This is a genomic window from Collinsella sp. MSK.8.10 (assembly GCF_019041915.1).
Lineage (GTDB): Bacteria > Actinomycetota > Coriobacteriia > Coriobacteriales > Coriobacteriaceae > Collinsella.
Genome location: NZ_JAHPYF010000008.1, coordinates 1 through 17,612 on the forward strand (window position 1 = coordinate 1; position 17,612 = coordinate 17,612).

A 17,612-nucleotide genomic window follows, 5' to 3' on the forward strand; every position below is an offset into this window, starting at 1 on the left:
TGTCCATCCTCGCAGTATCCGGTTCTCAAGGTGCACGCCCCGCGGCTCATCCGGTCCGACCGGGCCGCGCGGCAAGGAGATATATTGCCAGACCGGAGGGGCGCCGTGGGCGGGAATCTGGGCGTACACATTTCCTACACATCCTGGGATTCGACTAACGTTTGCCAGCCGTTAACTACCGCTCGCCGAGCATCTCTTTATATAAGGCAGTCTCATGGTTAAAGCGGATACGTCCCCCTAGCTAAAGCACAGCCAGCATCGAGCAACTCATCGCGTTCTTCCACCGAGAACCCCTCGGCGTAGACGCGCACCACTGGTTCGGTCCCACTAGGACGGACCAGCAGCCACGTGTCATCCTCGAATGCCAAACGCAAGCCATCCATATGACTAACGTTTTGCGGCACCTTGCCACAAATCGACTTGGGGTTTACGCCCGGCAGCAGGGTTCGTAACGTTTCGGCATCTTCGGCCTCAAGGCGTAAATCGCGTCGACCGTAACTCGTCTTACCAAAACTGTCCTCGAGTTGGTCGACCAGAACGCCCAAAGGCGCGTCCGTCTTTGCCATAAGCTCACACAGAATCAGACAGGCGAGGATTCCATCGCGCTCGGGCATATGTGCGGCGATGCCGATACCACCGGCTTCTTCGCCGCCTATGAGGACGCCGCCCTTCTTCATCTCCGCCGCTATATATTTGAAACCGACTGGTTTGACGGTCACGCGGCAGCCAAGCGCCTCGGCAATGCGACGCACGAGCGTCGAGCACGAAAGATTGACGACGACGCGCCCCTCCAAATTACGAAATTGAACCAAGTCGCCCAAAACGAGCGCCATGATCTGATGCGGATGTATATATCTGCCGCGCTCGTCAACCGCGCCGATGCGGTCGGCGTCGCCGTCGGTCACCAGGCCAGCGCAAGCTCCGTCCTCGATAACCGTGCGCTCGCAAGCGTCCACCCACGGCTCAACGGGGTCGGGGCAGATATCTTCTTGGTCAGACGCCTGCCCGGCGTGAATCTCGTGCACCTCAACGCCAAGCTCGCGCAGCAAGTCGGCTAGATAGCCCTGGGCTGCGCCGCCCATGGGATCGACAACCACGCGCAGGTGCGCGGCGCGGATGGCTTCGGCATCGACAAACGATGCCACCGCCTGCATATAGTCAGGAATGATATCCGCGGTGCGATATTGCCCCTCGATCCCCATTGGCTCGGGAGCCATAGTCTCTTCGAGCTCTTCGATGACATCCTGGTTGGCGGTCGAGCCGTCACCCATGCGAATCTTGAGGCACAGATAGCCCTGCGGATGATGGGACCCCGTCACCATGAGCGCGCCGCACGCTTCACCGTCATAAGCCGCCGCCCACGTAAGGGCAGGGGTCGGGACAGGTCGCGAAGCGAGCACGGCGTCTAGCCCGTGCGCTGCTAGCACGCCCGCCGCAAGCTCAGCGAACTCGCGCGCCAGGGGCCGGGTGTCGAACCCTATATATACCGTTTTGCCCGGATTGGTCTTTTGCCACAACTCGCCGACGGCATCGGCGATACGGGCAACGTTATCGGCAGTGAAGTCCTCATCGACGCGAGCGCGCCAACCGTCAGTTCCAAAATGAATTATCGCGCACACGCGCAGACACCTCACAGTGTTTGGATCATGGTACGCATGGGGTATACCCGCAACATGCACTCGGCAACCTGCCGGCACCAGCATTCACCATTTGGGCAAATGCTGCCGAGGACATGCAAGCAATAAAAAAAACCGCCCCGTATGGAGCGGTTTGCCCTTTATATATCGAGCGCCTCGGCCATCGCGGCCGTAGTGATTGCCGTGGTTCCACAGCAACTGCCCACCATTGCGGCACCGGCATGTCTCCATTCGATGCATGCGCGCGCGAAAGCTTCGGGGTTCTCGTGCCATACGGGGCCATCCTGAGTCTGGACCGGATCGCCTACGTTGGGACGCACCGTGACGGGAGTAGTCGCCGATGCAACCATCCTGGGCACCGCCGCGTTCGCGGCCGCAAGCGAACAGCAATTAACACCAACCGAATTTGCGCCGTGTTTTTCGGCGTACAAAACGGCTGCCTCGATGTTGAGGCCATCGCCCAGCAGGTCGCCTTTATCGTCAACGACAAAACTCACCAGAACAGGCATGCCGTCGGCGGCATCTCGGGCGCCGGCAAGCATGGGCTGCAGATTACGGATAGACGTCACCGTCTCGATCAGCAGACCGTCAACACCAGCATTGAGCAAGGCGTGCGCCTGTTCGCGCGCAATGCCGCGGATTTCACGATACTCGGCAGAGTCCTCGGCAAACCACTCAATACCGATCGGGCCCATCGAGCCCAGCAGCAGCTGAGGGTGCGCCTGGCGGGCATCGTCGACGGCCCCGCGATTGACCTCCGCCACGGACGGCGAAATCTGGTCGTGCTTGAGGGCATAGCTCGATGCCTGAAAGGTGTTGGTAATGAGCACCTGCGCGCCGGCGACGACATACAAGCGATGGATACGAGAAACGGTCTGCGGCTCTGCCAGATTCCAAAACGCCGGTGGAATGTCGGCGGCATCGTACTCACTCAACAAGACACTGCCCATGGGACCCTGCGCCAACAAGGTCTCGCTCGACAAGCGGCGCGCAAGTTCCTCGGCACCAAAGCGGTTGTAATAACTCGTATCCATATATATCCCGCTATTCCTCGACGCTGATTCCCTGCTTTTCGAGATAGGCGAGCCAGCGGCTCATCGTGTCCTCGGATAGCGCATGCTCCATCATGCAGGCCTCGGAATCGGCTCGCTCAAATTCGACACCGAGCTCCTGAACCAAAAACGTGCGGATGAGGCGATGACGGTACCAGATAGCCGTGCCAACCTCGCGGCCGCGATCGGTCAGGATCACCTTGCCGTAGTGCGATTGCTCGACAAGCTCGGATGCCTTGAGAGCCGAAACCGCTTTATTGACCGATGCCTTGGAGACGCCAAGGCGCTGCGCGATGTCGACCGATCGAACGCCGTTGGTTTCCCCCTCTTCGCTTTCAATGCGAACCATGCACTCCAAGTAGTCTTCGTTCGCCACCGTCAGATGCAGTTCGCGCGAGCTATTTGTCGTATCCATGATCTTCCGTCCCTTCTGCATTCAATGGCTGATTCTACCCCATCCAAGCGTCGCGGTATGTCGTGGCATACCGTGCTAGAGTTCTTGTTGCACACGACGACCAAGATTGGAGCGGTCTTTATGGAAAACACCACCACGAACCCCGATGTCCTCGAGCGCTTTTTGCGCTACGTCCAGATCAACACGCAGTCCGAGGATGCAAACTGCGACCAGGTACCCTCGAGCGCCGTTCAGTTTGACCTTGCCAACGTGCTGGCTAAAGAGCTGCGCGAGCTTGGTGCGGAAGATGCCCACGTGACCGAGCACGCCTATGTCTGCGCGCATATCCCCGCAAGTGCGGGCGCTGAGGACAAGCCCGCCCTGGGCCTGATCGCCCATCTCGACACCACCGAAGTTGCACCGGGTGCCGGCGTGAAACCGCACATCGTACACTACGAAGGCGGCGACCTGGTCTGCGGCACGGTTGACGGTAAGCCCGTTGCCATGAGTACCGCCAAGCTTCCCGCCCTGAACGACCTCGCGGGTGAGGACCTGGTCTGCAGCGATGGCACCACGCTGCTGGGCGCGGACGACAAGGCAGGCGTCGCCGAGATCATGTCACTTGTCGCGCGTATCGCTCAGGACCCCTCTCTGCCCCATCCCGCACTCGGCATTTGCTTCTGCCCTGACGAGGAGATCGGCCACGGAGCCGAGCTGTTGGATATCGATACCTTTGGCTGCAAGTACGCCTACACGGTCGACGGCGGCCCCATCGGCGAGCTGGAGTGGGAGTGCTTTAACGCCGCCGAGGCGACCGTCCGCTTTGAGGGCCAGTCCATCCACCCGGGCGACGCCAAGGGCCGTATGATCAACGCAGGCAATCTGTTCTGCGACTTCAACGCGTTGCTCCCCTACGTGCAGCGCCCGGAGTATACGGAAGGCTACGAGGGCTTTTATCACCTTGAGGGTGTATCTGCGACCGTCGATCACGCCACAGCGCGCTATATCGTCCGCGACCATGACGCCGCCAAGTTCCAGCAGAAACTCGACCTTATTGATGCCGCCGCCTCGATGCTCAACCTGCGTCTGGGTGAGGAGCGCGTGACGGTCGAGATTAAGCAGCAGTATCGAAATATGGCCGAGATCGTTCGTGACTATCCCGAGCTTATTGATGTTGCCAAGGAAGCCTACCTTGCCTGCGGCGTTGAGCCCCAAGTGCTGCCGATTCGCGGCGGCACCGACGGCGCGCAGCTGTCGTTCCGCGGTCTGCCCTGCCCCAACCTTTCCACCGGCGGCTATTGCTACCACGGCGTCAACGAGTTCGTCCCGGTCAGTTCGCTCGTCAAGATGACCGACGTGCTCCAGGAGCTCGTCGCCCGCTTTGCATAAGGAACTCGAACAATCTTGGTAAGCAAAATCGCCCCGTCCTCAAAACCGAGAACGGGGCGATTTTTGGTGCAAGGGGAGTAGTCAGCACCGCAGGTTGAGCCAACGTCAGCGAGCGACGTCCAAGGCGAACAAGTTGGCATGAAAAAGGCAGGGCATTGACCTTCTGGTCATGTCCTGCCTTTTGAATGACAAATTGTCGCCTTGGGCGGCGCGCAGCGTCGAGCCGTTACGGCGTTTGGTAAAACGCCGTAACTTAGTAGTTGGCCTCGTAGCCGTTGCCGTCGCCGGTGGGCTCTTCGTAGTAGTCCGAATCGCTCGAATCGTTTGAGTCATCGGAATCGTCAGAGCTGACCGATGAGGTTGCGGTACCGTTTGCGTAGTCGTCAGACGTGTTGTTGTTCAGGTCGCCGATCGTAGAGCTGGAACCGTCGGAAAGACCCATGGTGTTGGGACCCTTGGGATCCTTGCCGGCATCGACGCGCTCCATCATTTCCTTGAGCTCGTCCTCGTAGACAAAGACGTAGCTCACACCGTCGATCATGGTGCTGTCGTCGGCGTACGAGGGCAGGTTGGCCGAGTAGATACCGTCGACATCCATACCGCGCATGGCGTTGACCGTAGCCACGATATCCTGAACGCTCATATCGGTTACGAGCATATCGGACAGCGAATTAACCAGGCCAAAAATCTTCGTGGCATCGAAGTTATTGAGAATCTGGTTGGCAAGGGCGCCAAGCACCTGACGCTGGTGGCGCATGCGCGTGTAATCGCCGTCGGCATAGGTGTAGCGGCAGCGGGCATAGGTAAGGGCGGTGGCACCGTCCATATGCTGCTGGCCAGCGGTAATCTTAATATCCAGGTGCTCGGGGTCGTCAACATCATCGGTTGCGTTAATGTCGATACCGCCAACCGAATCAATCAGTGCCTGCATACCGTCGAAGCTGACCTCGGCATAGTGGGAAATCTGAACACCGCACAGCTCGTTGACCGCCTCGACCATGGCCTCGGCGCCGCCAACGGTATGGCAGGCGTTGATCTTCATGGTCTCGCCCTTGTACTCGACCTTGGTGTCGCGCGGAACGGAAATGAGCGTCGCCTGCTTTTGCGTGGGGTCGATGCGTGCCAGGATAATCGAGTCGGCACGATACGTATCCTCGCCCGGACGGCCGTCGGTGCCAAGAAGCAGCACGTAGAACGGATCCTTTGCCTCATCGGTGTCAACCAGAACCCGACGCAGATTGTCGGTAATGACATTAGAATCGCCGAGCTTGCCCATAATGGTGGCAAACCACAGGCCGGCAGCGGTAGTGGCACTCAGCAGCACGCCAAGCACGACAATGAGCGCGACGTGACGAATCGTGTGGCTACGACGACGTTGGCGAGCGCGCTCGGAATAGCGAGCCACGTTATCGCGACTGTAGATCTTGGCCTGCGCACCAGTTGAGGGTCTTCGGGCGGTGGTATCCGCGAGGGGCTTTTTATTAAACATAGGCAACCTGTATTAGTAGATGACGGGATCGGGGACGGTAGCATGCTCGACATGCGCGCCGAGCGCCTGCAGCTTTTCGACAAACTGCTCGTAGCCGCGCTTGATGTGATGGATGGCCGAAACCTCGGTCGTCCCGTCGGCGATCAAGCCCGCTACGACGAGGGCCGCTCCGCCACGCAGATCGGGCGAGGTAACCTGTGCGCCCGAGAAGCCCCTGACGCCATGAATCATGGCATGATGGCTCTCGATACGAATGTCGGCACCCATGCGCACCAGCTCAGAGGCAAACATAAAGCGATTCTCGAAGATGTTCTCGGTGATAACGGAGCTACCGTCGGCAAGGGCGGAGAGTACCATAATCTGCGCCTGCATGTCCGTCGGGAAGCCGGGGAACGGAAGCGTCTGGATGTCGACCGGCTTGATGCGCTCGGCACGGTTCACATGGACGCCATCCTCGACGCGCTCGCAGTCGATACCCATGAGCTCCATCTTCTTGAGCACCATGCCCAAGTGAATGGGGCAAAAGCCCGTGACATCGACACCGCGATCGTCGGCCATCAACGCACCGGCAACGATAAAGGTACCGGCCTCGATGCGGTCGCCCACTACGCGATGGGTAACAGGATGGAGCTCTTCCACGCCTTCGATAGTCACGACGGGCGTGCCGGCGCCAACAATCTTGGCGCCCATCTCGTTGAGCATGTTGGCGAGATCGACGATCTCGGGCTCGCGGGCGGCATTGTCGATAACCGTGGTACCCTGCGCGCGCACGGATGCCATAATGAGGTTCTCGGTCGCACCGACACTGGCAAACTCGAGCGTGACGGTGGTACCGCGCAGACCTTGGGGCGCATTAGCGTTGATGTAACCGTGGGCGGTATCGAACTCAACGCCCAGGGCCTCAAGACCAAGAATGTGCATATCGATCTTGCGAGCACCCAGGTTGCAGCCGCCCGGCATGGCGATCTTGGCGCGATGGAAGCGACCCAGCAGGGGTCCCATCACGGCTGTGGAAGCACGCATCTTGGCAACGAGCTCGTAGGGGGCCTCCCAAGAATCGACCTGAGAGGTATCAATCTCGAGCGTGTGCTCGTCGAGAACATCGATCGTAGCGCCCATGCCCTTGAGCACCTTGCCCATCACGTGGACATCGGAAATATCGGGCACGTTCTGCAGCGTCGTCTTGCCCGGCGCCAGAAGCGTTGCCGCCATGAGTTTGAGTGCGGAGTTCTTGGCGCCCGAAACGGGCACGGAGCCTCCGATGGCGTGGCCACCCTCAACGCGGATAATATCCAAGGTCTACCCTTTCAAAAAGCATGCCCGGGATGGCTGGGCCATCCCGGGCATGATGTGTTCGCAAATGGTCGAACGCTAAATCGTTTGACTATTGGGCAAGCTTGAGCTTACACCATGCGATTTCATTATAGAGGTAGGCGCGGCGTGCATCATCCTCCGACAAATTACCCAGCTTCTCTTCAAAACCTTGAATATCAGCTTTAAGCTTGTCGGCATCGACGGTCGCCAAATCGCAAGCGCGCTCGGCGAGAACGGTCACGACATCGTCCGCAACCTGGGCATAGCCGCCGGCCACGGCAAACGTGTGGTCGACAGTGCCCATGGCCTTATCGGAAACGCGAACGTAACCGCGGTCGATCGTGCAGATCTCGCTGGAGTGAGCAGGCAGAACGCCAAACTCGCCATCCGTGGACGGAATCGACACAAACGCAGCGTCGCCCTCATAGGCGCAGCTCACGGGGCACACGATGCGGATACGCATAACCTACTTCTCCCCCATCTTGCGGGCGCGCTCGCGCACGTCCTCAATCGTGGAAGCATAGCGGAAAGCCTGCTCGGGCAGGTCATCGGCCTTGCCGTCGACAATCTCGGCAAAAGAGCGGACGGTATCCTCGACGCGGACGTAGACACCGGGGTTGCCGGTGAACTTCTCGGCGACGTGGAAGGACTGCGAGAGGAACTGCTGAATCTTACGGGCACGGTTGACCGTAAGGCGCTGCTCCTCGGACAGCTCGTCCATACCCAGAATTGCGATGATGTCCTGAAGGTCGGAGTACTCCTGCAGGAGCTCCTGGACCTTGACAGCGACACGGTAGTGCTCCTCGCCGACGATCGAGGGATCGAGAGCGTCGGAGGAAGACGCGAGCGGGTCGATAGCCGGGAACAGGCCGAGCGACGAAATGCTACGCGAAAGAACCGTGGTGGCATCGAGGTGAGTAAACGTCGTGGCAGGCGCCGGGTCGGTCAGGTCGTCTGCGGGGACGTAGACAGCCTGGACGGAGGTAATGGAGCCCGTCTTGGTCGAGGTAATGCGCTCCTGGAGGTCGCCCATCTCGGTTGCCAGCGTGGGCTGGTAACCAACGGCGGACGGCATACGGCCCAGCAGTGCGGAAACCTCGGAACCTGCCTGGGAGAAGCGGAAGATGTTGTCGATGAACAGCAGAACGTCCTGGCCACGATCACGGAAATACTCAGCGGTGGTAAGGCCGGCCAGACCGATGCGCAGACGCGCTCCGGGCGGCTCGTTCATCTGACCGTAGACCAAGCAGGTCTTGTCGATAACGCCAGACTCGCTCATCTCGAGGAACAGGTCGGTGCCCTCGCGGGTACGCTCGCCGACGCCGGTGAACACCGAGGTGCCGCCGTGCTCCTGGGCGAGGTTGTTGATGAGCTCCTGAATCAGAACGGTCTTGCCGACGCCGGCGCCACCGAACAGACCTGTCTTGCCGCCGCGGATGTAGGGCTCGAGCAGGTCGACGGCCTTGATGCCGGTCTCGAAGATCTCGGTCTTGGTGGTGAGCTCGTCGAAACGGGGCGCTGCATGGTGGATGGGGTAGAACTCCTCCACCTCGGGCATGGGCTTGCCGTCGACGGGCTTGCCCATGACGTTCCAAATACGGCCGAGCGTCTTGGGGCCAACGGGCATTTTCATGGGCTCACCGGTATCGGTGGCGATGAGGCCGCGCTGCAGGCCGTCGGTCGAGGACATGGCGACCGTGCGGACGACGCCGCCCGGAAGCTGGCTCTCGACCTCGAGGATCGTGCTCAGATGACCGATCGGGGTCTCGGCCTCGACCGTGAGCGCGTTGTAGATCGGGGGCACCGCGCCGTCAAACTTGACGTCGACGACAGGGCCGATGATTCGCACGATGCGACCATCACCGGCAGTCGTCTTCTTGGTGGCTTCCTCGACCGCAAGCTTTACGGTGTTATTAGCCATTACTGTTCCTCCAATGCTGAGGCTCCGCCGACGATCTCGTTAATCTCGGTCGTGATCGAAGCCTGGCGCACGCGACTATACGTGCGGGTAAGGGTCGAGATGATCGCGGTGGCGTTTTCCGTCGCGGAGTGCATGGCCTTGCGGCGTGCACCCTGCTCGGCAGCCGCCGAATCGATCAGGGCCTGGTAGATGACCGTCAGGATATAAGACGGCACAAGCTTGCCGAGAACATGCTCGGGAGAGGGCACGAACTCGAACGTGGACGAGATGCGCTTAGGGGCGTCGGTCTCGTTCTTACGCGGACCGTGGGCCATAGCGATCATCTCGGGGTCGAGCGGCAACAGATGCTCGACGCGAAGCTCCTGATCCACGCGGTTCTTGGCGTGGTGGTAGACAAGCTCGACACGGTCAAGCTCACCGGCACGATACGCATCGCAGATATGAGAGGAGATCATGCGGGCCTGATTGAAATCGGGCTCAGAGGAGTTGCCCTCAAAGTGCATGATGACGTTTGCGCGGTCGCGGAAATACGTGGCCGGCTTACGCCCGCACGCGATGATCTCGCACTCGATGCCGTCGTTCGCCCAAGAAGCGGCGAGCTTTTCGGCCGTGCGCTCCACCGTCGTATTGAAACCGCCGGCAAGGCCGCGGTCCGAGGCAATAACGACAATCAGGCCATGCTTGACGCTCTCATGCTTCTGCAGCATGGGATCGGTGCCCGAACAGGAGGCGTCGCCGGCGACCGTCAACATGACGTCGGTCAGCGCCTCCTTATAGGGCTCGGCCTGCTTGGAGCGATCGAGGGCACGACGGATCTTGGCCGTAGAGACCATCTCCATCGTGCGCGTGATCTGCTTGGTCGTGGTAACCGAGGAGATTCGCTTCTTAATGTCGCGAAGGTTGGCCATGGGGCTTAGTTCTCCTCTGATCCAGAAACATCCGAATGGTGCTTGGCCATGAACTGCTGCTTGAAGTCGCCGATGACGCGCAAGAGCTCAGCCTTGGTGTCATCATCGATCTTCTTGGCGCGAACCTTGTCGAGCAGCGAGCCAAAGCCATTGTCCATGTACTCGATGAGCTCGGCACGGAAAGGCAGCACGTCGGCGATCTCCAGGTCATCCAGGAAGCCCTCGTTGCCAGCGAACAGCGTAACGATCTGCTCGCCAACCTCAAACGGCTTGTAACGCGGCTGCTTCAGGAGCTCGGTCATGCGGGCACCATGGGTCAGCTGCTTCTGAGTAGCCTCGTCGAGGTCGGAGCCGAACTGCGTAAAGCCGGCGAGCTCCTGGTACGAAGCGAGGTCCAGACGGAGGTTGCCGGCGACCTGCTTCATAGCCTTGGTCTGCGCGTCGCCACCGACGCGGGACACGGAAATGCCCACGTCGACTGCCGGGCGCTGGCCCTGGAAGAAGAGTTCGGACTGCAGGTAGATCTGACCATCGGTAATGGAAATGACGTTGGTCGGAATGTAGGCCGAGACGTCGCCGTCCTGGGTCTCGATGATCGGAAGAGCCGTCATGGAGCCGTAACCGTTCTTCTTGGACATCTTGACGGCACGCTCGAGCAGACGAGAGTGCAGGTAGAAGATGTCGCCAGGATAGGCCTCGCGTCCGGGCGGACGATGCAGCGTCAGCGACATCTGACGGTAGGCCACGGCCTGCTTGGACAGGTCATCGTAGATGACGAGCACGTGGCCACCGGGGTTGGTCTCGCTGGCGGGCTTGCCGTCCTCGCCGTTGTACATGAAGAACTCGCCAATAGCGGCACCGGCCATAGGCGCGATGTACTGCATAGGGGCGGAATCGGCAGCAGTGGCCGAAACGATGATGGTGTAGTCGAGCGCACCGTGCTGAGCGAGGGTCTCACGGATGTTGGCAACCGTGGAGGCCTTCTGGCCGATGGCGACATAGATGCAGACCATGCCCTTGCCGCGCTGGTTGAGGATAGCGTCGATGGCGATGGCGGTCTTACCGGTCTTACGGTCGCCGATGATGAGCTCACGCTGACCGCGGCCAATAGGCACCATGGAGTCGATAGCGAGCAGACCGGTCTGAACCGGCTCGCACACCGGGGTACGATCGATGACGCCGGGAGCCTTGAACTCGATGGGGCGACGGTGCGTGGCGACGATGTCGCCCAGGCCGTCGATGGGCTGGCCGAGCGGATTGACGACGCGGCCGAGCATGGCACGGCTCACAGGGATATCCATAATGCGGCCAGTGGTGCGGCACTCGTCGCCTTCCTTGATGGAGTCGACGGCACCGAACAGAACGGCGCCGACCTCGTCACGGTCAAGGTTCTGGGCAAGGCCGAAGACGGTCTCACCGGTATCGGAGCTCTTGAACTCCAGAAGCTCGCCTGCCATGGCGCTCTTGAGGCCGGAGACGCGCGCGATGCCGTCGCCTACCTCGTCGACCGTTGAAACCTCATGCGTATCGACCGTCGCGGAGAGGCTCGTGAGCTGCTCCTGCAGTTTCTTGGCGATATCCTGGGCATTGAGGGTTTCGGACATTAGGCTTCACCTCCGTACGAATTAGCAGAGTTTGCGAGGGTCTCCTGCGCGATGCGCAGCTGCGTCTTGACGGAAATGTCACGACGCTCGCCGCGGGCCTCGAGCACCAGGCCGCCCACGATAGACGGGTCGACCTGCTCGATAAGGAATACCTTGCGGCCGAAGTCCTGCTCGCATTTCTTAGTGATGGTTTGACGCAGCTCGTCGTCGAGCGGGATCGCCGTGGTGACGGTCACGCCCACTACATCCTCGTCTTCCTCGGCAACATACTTAAAGGCAGCTGCCACCTTGGGAAGAAGGTCGAGCTGGTCGCGCTTGGACATGGTGTCGAGCACGGCGATGATCTCGGGGCTGGCAGAAGCCAAACGCTCGACCATCTCGAGGTCCTCGAACACATGGTTCTCGGCCTTGGCGGCTTCCAAAAGGGAACGCGCGTAGGTCTCGAGCACCTTGTCCTGATAGCGGCTAGTCGGCATTCAGGCTACCTGCTTCCTGGATGTAGCGCTCGATGAGCTTCTTCTGCTCGGCATCGTCCTCGAGTGCCTCGCCCACGATCTTGGTGGCGACGGCAACGGACAGGTCGGCGATGGAGCTCGCGGCACCGGCGTAGATGGACTTGCGCTCGTCCTCGACGGTCGTATGGGCCTTGGCGATGATCTCCTCGGCCTCCTTGTGAGCAGCCTCGATGATACGGGCACGCTCGGACTCGGCGTCCTTACGGGCCTCGAGAACGATGTCGGCAGCCTGACGACGGGCGTCGGTGACGATCGAGTCGGACTCAGCGCGCTTGGCGATAGCCTCCTGCTTGGTCTTCTCGGCCTCGTCGAGGCTCTCCTCGATCTTCTTGCCGCGCTCCTCCATGGTTTTCATGATGCCCGGCAGGGCGACCTTGGCCAGCACGATCCAGATAATCAGGAAGGCGATAAGCGCCGGGATGAACTCCGCCATCTTAGGGATGAGGATGTCCGCACCGGCGGCGCCGTCCTCGGCGAACGCGGAAACCGGCATGAGCAGCGCGGCCGCGGACGCGGAGAGTGCGATCGCGCTCTTCTGGGATGAAAGATTCATACTTGACGCTCCGTGCTATTTAACGATCAGCGCGACAACGAAGCCGATCAGAGCCAGAGCCTCGCCGAAAGCGGAGCCCATGATGAAGACGGTGAACACGCGGCCCTGGACCTCAGGCTGACGGGCCATAGCACCCGTAGCACCCAGAGCAGACAGGCCGATAGCAAGACCAGCGCCGATAACACCGAGACCGTAACCGATAACTCCCACGATTCCTCCTTTGTCGTGCGTGTCTTATTTCACGCAGGATAACCTTTTTATAACTGCCGGGCTCCATGGGTACGGGCACCGGCGGTTTAACGAATTGCCTTACCTTTAAGGCACGAACGGAAGACTACTCCTCCTCCGCGACCTCCTCTGCCTCGGAGACATACACGGCGGTAAGGACCGTGAAGACGTAAGCCTGGATGGCGCCGACCACAAGCTCGATCGCATAGATCAGGATGAGGATGGCAAGCCAGGCCAGCGAAGGCAGGGCGCCGACGGCGTGGGCCGCGGAAACCTGCTGAAGCAGCGGCTGCATGAACATGCTCGCCATGATGGCGAACGAGCCCATGACCACGTGTCCTGCGAACATGTTGCAGAACAGACGGACGGCAAGCGTGATGAGGCGCAGGAAGGTCGAGAAAAGCTCGACGACCCACACGAGCACGTTCATCGGGAAGCTCACGCCCTGCGGGGCGAGGCTCTTGATGTAGCCGATCACGCCGTGAGCCTTGCATCCGTAGTAGATGAAGTACACGAAGGCGAAAATGGCGAGTGCGGCGGTGGAGCCGATTGCGCCGGTGCCGGGCTTCATTCCCGGGATCAGGCCGATCATGTTATTGATCAGGATGAACAGGAAAAGCGAGCACAGGAACGGGAAGTGCTTCTTCCAGTTCTCACCCACGACACCCTTGCCGATATCGTTCTCGACGTACTCGATGATGTACTCGAAACCGTTGACGAAGAAGCCCTTGGGAACCAGGGTCTGCTTCTTCTTGAACACGGCCAGGACGATCAGGAGCACGATCGTGGAGACGATCAGCCAAAACGAGTACTGCGTGATGCCGCAGCTCAGATCGCCCACGACAGGGGTGGAGCTGAACTCGCTGACCAGATGATTAATCTCATCAGGCAGCTTTTCAAAAATTTCCACGACTTACCTTTCGACCTCATGAGGATCTCGCAGCGCCTTGGCGACGCGAACCGCGCAGGCGGCCATAAAGGCCACGAAGCCGATCGCCTCGCCCAGGAGGAACATGCGAAATGCCTCTCCGAACAACACAAACACAACCAAGGTAAAGACAAGCAACGCGATTGCCGAGACCGCGAGACTCACCATACCCTTGAGCATGTCCGCATTCTGCTTATCGTCAAGAACCGGCTTGAGCGTAAAGACAAAGGGAAGGAAGGCAATCGCGCCCGCGATGGCACCTGCAACGATAGCGAGCAGATCGGCTATCTGAAACACTGGCGTCCTCACTTTCCTTTTTTATCGCCTCACAGGACAGTTCCCGCCAAACATTGGTGACTATTGTACGAGCCAATCGCTAAAGTACAACCGAAAAAGCATCGGTTAATACGCACCTGTTCGTTTTCTTAAGACCTTCTTTATGCCGCAGGTACGGTAATACGTTTTTCTCGAACCCTGCAGGGCAAAACGTCCGTTAACAGGAGTGCGCGCGGTCGTCTTTTGCTCGCCCGCGCGCACCATTTCTTCGTATTTTCGACGTTAGCCGGTATGGCCCTGAGATTACAGCGTGCCGTAGATGCGGTCGCCGGCGTCGCCCAGGCCGGGAACGATGTAGGCAGCTTCGTTGAGATGGTCGTCGATGGCGCAGGCATAGATATGCACATCGGGGTCCTTCTCAGTCAGCGACTTGAGGCCCTCGGGGGCCGCGACGATGCACAGCATGCGGATGTCCTTGACGCCGCGCTCGCGCAGGTAGCTGATGGCCATCTCGGCCGAACCGCCCGTGGCGAGCATGGGGTCGACGACCAGGCAGATGCGCTGGTCGATATCCTTGGGCATCTTGCAGTAATACTCATGCGGCTCGTGGGTAACCTCGTCGCGCTCCATACCGATGTGGCCCACGCGAGCGGAGGGTACCAAGTCGAGGATGCCATCGACCATGCCAAGGCCCGCACGCAGAATGGGAACGATGGCGAGCTTTTTGCCGGCGAGCTGCTTAAACGTTGCGGTGGTGATGGGGGTCTCGACTTCGACGTCTTCCATGGGCAGGTCGCGCATGGCCTCGTAGCCGTCAAAAAGTGCGAGTTCGCGCACGAGCTGGCGGAACTGGTTGGTGCCGGTGTTTTTGTCGCGCAGAATCGACAGCTTATGCTGGACGAGCGGGTGATCGACAAGGGTCACACGGGACGTATCGTAGGTGACGGTCATGGGTTGATTGCCCCTTTCGTTGCGGCCGGAAGATGGCCTTGCTGACAAGGCGCATGGCGATGTTGTTGCCGCGCGCCGTGCATAAGTTTAACGGTTTGTTGTATCGAGCAGCTCGTCGCAACCCTACTGAGCGGTGTTGAGCGAACGCTTGACGGCATCACGCCAACCAGCGAGATTGCTCTCACGGCGCTCGGCGGACATATGGGGAAGGAAGGTCTTAACGATCTGAGCGTTTTGCTCCAGCTCCTCCAGGTCCTCCCAATAGCCGACGGCAAGGCCCGCCAAGTACGCGGCACCGATCGCCGTGGTCTCCACCGTCTCGCACTGCAACACGGGGATATCCAGCAGATCGGCCTGGAATTGCATGATGAACTCGTTGCGCGAGGCACCGCCATCGACAGACAGGCGCTCAATCGAAAGTCCCACGTCCTGCTCCATGGCGCGCAGCACGTCGTAGCTCTGATATGCCATGGATTCGCAGGCGGCACGTACGATGGTCGCACGGCTCGAGGCGCCGGTCAGACCGCACACGATACCGCGGGCATGCGGGTCCCACCAGGGAGCGCCCAGACCCGCAAAGGCGGGAACGAAGTAGCAGCCCTCATTGTCGTTGATCGAAGCGGCGAGTTGTGCCGACTCGCTCACACTCGAGATGATGCCGATGTTGTTGCGCAGCCAGTTCATGGTGGAACCGGCAGCAAAGATGGAGCCCTCGAGTGCATAGCTGATCTTGCCGTCCGCGGCGATACCGATCGTGGAGACCAGACCGTTCTTGGATTCGACGACCTCGTCGCCGGTGTTCATGAGCATAAAGCAACCCGTGCCATAGGTGTTTTTGGTCTGGCCGGGATGGAAGCAGCAGTGGCCGAACAGCGACGCCTGCTGATCGCCCGCCACGCCCATGATGGGCGGCATGTTGGTCATGATGTCGCTCGCGACGCGGCCGTAGTCGCCCGAGCTCCAACGAACCTCGGGCATCATGGAACGTGGAACGTCAAAGAGCGCCAGCAGGTCGTCGTCCCAATCGAGCGTATGGATATTAAAGAGCGCCGTGCGGCTGGCATTGGTGTAGTCGGTGGCAAAGACCTGACTGCCGGTGAGGTTGTAGATGAGCCAGGTATCGATGGTGCCGAACATGAGGTCGCCCGCCGCCGCGCTCTCACGCGCACCGTCGACGTTGTCGAGAATCCACTGCACCTTGGAAGCCGAGAAATACGGATCGAGCGTGAGTCCCGTGCGGGAGCGCACCAGCTCTTCTGCGCCCCGCTCGACCAGCTCGTCGATCAGAGGTGCGGTGCGACGGCATTGCCACACGATGGCGTTATAGATGGGCTGGCCGCTTATGCGGTCCCACACCACCGTGGTCTCGCGCTGGTTGGAGATACCGATGGCGGCGATGCGGTCAGAATGGATACCGCTCTTAAACTGGACCTCCATCATCACGCCGATCTGGCTGGCAAGCACCTCCATGGGGTCTTGCTCTATCCAACCGGGACGCGGGAAGCTGGTTTTGACGCTACGACGTGCCTGCGCGACGATGCAGCCGTACTCGTCGACGATGGTCGCAAGTACCGAGGTGGTGCCGCAGTCGAGCGCCATGATGTAGGAACCGCCAAAGTTAAACGAGGCATCTTCCATGCCCAGGCTGCCCAGATTCAACGACATCGCTTACACCTTTCTATTGCATCGGGTCGGACAGGACCCGTTCGATCTCTGATGCGGGAAGTGCGCCTTGGCGCAGGATCTGGAGCCCGCCGTGCTGGAACGACACGATGGTCGAGGCGTCGCGACACGGGGTCTCGCCGGCGTCGACGGCAACATCGACCCCCTCCAGGATGCGACCTTCGACGGCGGCAAAGCTTGCCGGCGAGGGCGCGCCGTGTGTGTTGGCGCTCGTGCAGGCAAGGGGACTGCCGCAGGCGCGGATGAGCGCTTGGACCACGGGAGAGGCCGAAGCGCGCAGGGCCACGGTGTCGTCGGCAGCACGCATAAAGGTCGGCACGCAGGGAGCCGCCTTGACCACGATAGTCAGGGCTCCCGGCCAGCATCGTCGCGCAAGTACGCGGGCATCTTCCGGGATATCCACGCCATAGCGGTCGAGTGCTTCGGCATTATCAACCAGCCAGGCGACCGTTTGGGTGAGTTTGCGCTGCTTGAGGGTAAAGATGCGGCGGTAGCCGGTACCGAGCGCAGGGACCGCGGCGCCATTGACGACAGCCTGCGGATCGCGCGGCCACGATGGGAATTCGCTTGTATCTTGGGGCACGGCGTCCGAGAAGGCGTTGACTGCCACGGCGACACCGTAGACGGTCTCGGTCGGGATCAAGGCCAGGCCGCCGCGGCCGAGCACCTCGGCCGTGCGCTCGACGGCGAGCCGATGCGGCTCGCGCGTTCCCTCGTATACCCGATAGACCGTCTGCATGTGTATGCCAGCCCCTTACGCTCTGGTGAAA

18 protein-coding genes are annotated in these 17,612 nt (G+C 60.4%); 1 reads left to right on the forward strand and 17 read right to left on the reverse strand.

What is annotated here, in order from left to right:
- Positions 1-218: 218 nt before the first annotated feature.
- From KTF55_RS08520 to KTF55_RS08530, 3 genes are all read right to left on the reverse strand, one after another.
- Positions 219-1,619, reverse strand: coding sequence for a phosphoglucomutase/phosphomannomutase family protein (locus KTF55_RS08520; protein WP_148331849.1), 1,401 nt, complete (start codon positions 1,617-1,619; stop codon positions 219-221).
- Positions 1,620-1,777: 158 nt separating this feature from the next.
- Positions 1,778-2,671, reverse strand: a complete 894-nt coding sequence (locus tag KTF55_RS08525; RefSeq protein ID WP_217108329.1) for a homocysteine S-methyltransferase family protein — start codon at positions 2,669-2,671, stop codon at positions 1,778-1,780.
- A gap of 10 nt (positions 2,672-2,681) precedes the next feature.
- A complete protein-coding gene (locus KTF55_RS08530) occupies positions 2,682-3,104 on the reverse strand; it encodes a metal-dependent transcriptional regulator (RefSeq protein WP_040359600.1) in 423 nt (140 codons plus the stop codon).
- A gap of 120 nt (positions 3,105-3,224) precedes the next feature.
- Here KTF55_RS08530 and pepT point away from each other — a divergent pair, with 120 nt between their 5' ends.
- Complete coding sequence (gene pepT / locus KTF55_RS08535) at positions 3,225-4,472, forward strand: peptidase T (protein ID WP_217108330.1); 1,248 nt, start codon at positions 3,225-3,227, stop codon at positions 4,470-4,472.
- A gap of 253 nt (positions 4,473-4,725) precedes the next feature.
- On the opposite strand, the gene KTF55_RS08540 is transcribed toward pepT, so the two are convergent.
- The 14 genes from KTF55_RS08540 to KTF55_RS08605 all read right to left on the reverse strand — a co-directional run bounded on the left by KTF55_RS08540 (position 4,726) and on the right by KTF55_RS08605 (position 17,581).
- A complete protein-coding gene (locus KTF55_RS08540) occupies positions 4,726-5,961 on the reverse strand; it encodes an LCP family protein (protein WP_215674550.1) in 1,236 nt (411 codons plus the stop codon).
- A 12-nt stretch (positions 5,962-5,973) separates the two neighbouring features.
- The gene (gene murA, locus KTF55_RS08545) at positions 5,974-7,257 is read right to left on the reverse strand and encodes a UDP-N-acetylglucosamine 1-carboxyvinyltransferase (protein WP_195535818.1); all 1,284 of its coding nucleotides are present in this window, start codon (positions 7,255-7,257) and stop codon (positions 5,974-5,976) included.
- An 88-nt stretch (positions 7,258-7,345) separates the two neighbouring features.
- Complete coding sequence (gene atpC / locus KTF55_RS08550; RefSeq protein ID WP_006235718.1) at positions 7,346-7,738, reverse strand: ATP synthase F1 subunit epsilon; 393 nt, start codon at positions 7,736-7,738, stop codon at positions 7,346-7,348.
- A 3-nt stretch (positions 7,739-7,741) separates the two neighbouring features.
- A complete protein-coding gene (atpD, locus tag KTF55_RS08555) occupies positions 7,742-9,196 on the reverse strand; it encodes a F0F1 ATP synthase subunit beta (RefSeq protein ID WP_006235717.1) in 1,455 nt (484 codons plus the stop codon).
- Entirely contained in the window at positions 9,196-10,104 is a 909-nt protein-coding gene (gene atpG / locus KTF55_RS08560) for an ATP synthase F1 subunit gamma (RefSeq protein WP_117743860.1), read from the reverse strand. The genes atpD and atpG overlap by 1 nt, the downstream gene beginning before the upstream one ends.
- 5 nt (positions 10,105-10,109) lie before the next feature.
- Complete coding sequence (gene atpA, locus KTF55_RS08565) at positions 10,110-11,708, reverse strand: F0F1 ATP synthase subunit alpha (protein ID WP_035138794.1); 1,599 nt, start codon at positions 11,706-11,708, stop codon at positions 10,110-10,112.
- The gene (locus KTF55_RS08570; RefSeq protein WP_035138792.1) at positions 11,708-12,184 is read right to left on the reverse strand and encodes a FoF1 ATP synthase subunit delta; all 477 of its coding nucleotides are present in this window, start codon (positions 12,182-12,184) and stop codon (positions 11,708-11,710) included. The genes atpA and KTF55_RS08570 overlap by 1 nt, the downstream gene beginning before the upstream one ends.
- Entirely contained in the window at positions 12,174-12,776 is a 603-nt protein-coding gene (gene atpF / locus KTF55_RS08575) for a F0F1 ATP synthase subunit B (protein WP_006235712.1), read from the reverse strand. The genes KTF55_RS08570 and atpF overlap by 11 nt, the downstream gene beginning before the upstream one ends.
- Positions 12,777-12,791: 15 nt before the next feature.
- Entirely contained in the window at positions 12,792-12,986 is a 195-nt protein-coding gene (locus KTF55_RS08580; protein ID WP_022094262.1) for an ATP synthase subunit C, read from the reverse strand.
- Positions 12,987-13,110: 124 nt separating this feature from the next.
- Positions 13,111-13,914 (reverse strand): F0F1 ATP synthase subunit A, encoded by an 804-nt coding sequence (gene atpB / locus KTF55_RS08585; protein ID WP_022094263.1) that lies wholly within the window; start codon positions 13,912-13,914, stop codon positions 13,111-13,113.
- 3 nt (positions 13,915-13,917) lie between these two features.
- A complete protein-coding gene (locus KTF55_RS08590) occupies positions 13,918-14,229 on the reverse strand; it encodes a hypothetical protein (protein WP_035138788.1) in 312 nt (103 codons plus the stop codon).
- Positions 14,230-14,511: 282 nt separating this feature from the next.
- Positions 14,512-15,159 (reverse strand): uracil phosphoribosyltransferase, encoded by a 648-nt coding sequence (gene upp, locus KTF55_RS08595; protein ID WP_148331844.1) that lies wholly within the window; start codon positions 15,157-15,159, stop codon positions 14,512-14,514.
- Positions 15,160-15,282: 123 nt separating this feature from the next.
- The gene (glpK, locus tag KTF55_RS08600) at positions 15,283-16,824 is read right to left on the reverse strand and encodes a glycerol kinase GlpK (RefSeq protein ID WP_148331843.1); all 1,542 of its coding nucleotides are present in this window, start codon (positions 16,822-16,824) and stop codon (positions 15,283-15,285) included.
- A 13-nt stretch (positions 16,825-16,837) separates the two neighbouring features.
- On the reverse strand, positions 16,838-17,581 hold the full coding sequence (locus tag KTF55_RS08605) for an L-threonylcarbamoyladenylate synthase (RefSeq protein ID WP_117770548.1): 744 nt from the start codon (positions 17,579-17,581) through the stop codon (positions 16,838-16,840).
- Positions 17,582-17,612 lie beyond the last annotated feature (31 nt).

Excerpts from the sequence above, each read along its gene's own strand:
- KTF55_RS08525 (WP_217108329.1), bottom strand. The coding sequence starts at position 2,671 with ATGGATACGAGTTATTACAACCGCTTTGGTGCCGAGGAACTTGCGCGC.
- atpD (WP_006235717.1), bottom strand. The coding sequence starts at position 9,196 with ATGGCTAATAACACCGTAAAGCTTGCGGTCGAGGAAGCCACCAAGAAG.
- KTF55_RS08530 (WP_040359600.1), bottom strand. The coding sequence starts at position 3,104 with ATGGATACGACAAATAGCTCGCGCGAACTGCATCTGACGGTGGCGAAC.
- KTF55_RS08570 (WP_035138792.1), bottom strand. The coding sequence starts at position 12,184 with ATGCCGACTAGCCGCTATCAGGACAAGGTGCTCGAGACCTACGCGCGT.
- KTF55_RS08605 (WP_117770548.1), bottom strand. The coding sequence starts at position 17,581 with ATGCAGACGGTCTATCGGGTATACGAGGGAACGCGCGAGCCGCATCGG.
- glpK (WP_148331843.1), bottom strand. The coding sequence starts at position 16,824 with ATGTCGTTGAATCTGGGCAGCCTGGGCATGGAAGATGCCTCGTTTAAC.
- atpG (WP_117743860.1), bottom strand. The coding sequence starts at position 10,104 with ATGGCCAACCTTCGCGACATTAAGAAGCGAATCTCCTCGGTTACCACG.
- pepT (WP_217108330.1), top strand. The coding sequence starts at position 3,225 with ATGGAAAACACCACCACGAACCCCGATGTCCTCGAGCGCTTTTTGCGC.
- KTF55_RS08540 (WP_215674550.1), bottom strand. The coding sequence starts at position 5,961 with ATGTTTAATAAAAAGCCCCTCGCGGATACCACCGCCCGAAGACCCTCA.
- atpF (WP_006235712.1), bottom strand. The coding sequence starts at position 12,776 with ATGAATCTTTCATCCCAGAAGAGCGCGATCGCACTCTCCGCGTCCGCG.
- atpC (WP_006235718.1), bottom strand. The coding sequence starts at position 7,738 with ATGCGTATCCGCATCGTGTGCCCCGTGAGCTGCGCCTATGAGGGCGAC.
- atpA (WP_035138794.1), bottom strand. The coding sequence starts at position 11,708 with ATGTCCGAAACCCTCAATGCCCAGGATATCGCCAAGAAACTGCAGGAG.
- upp (WP_148331844.1), bottom strand. The coding sequence starts at position 15,159 with ATGACCGTCACCTACGATACGTCCCGTGTGACCCTTGTCGATCACCCG.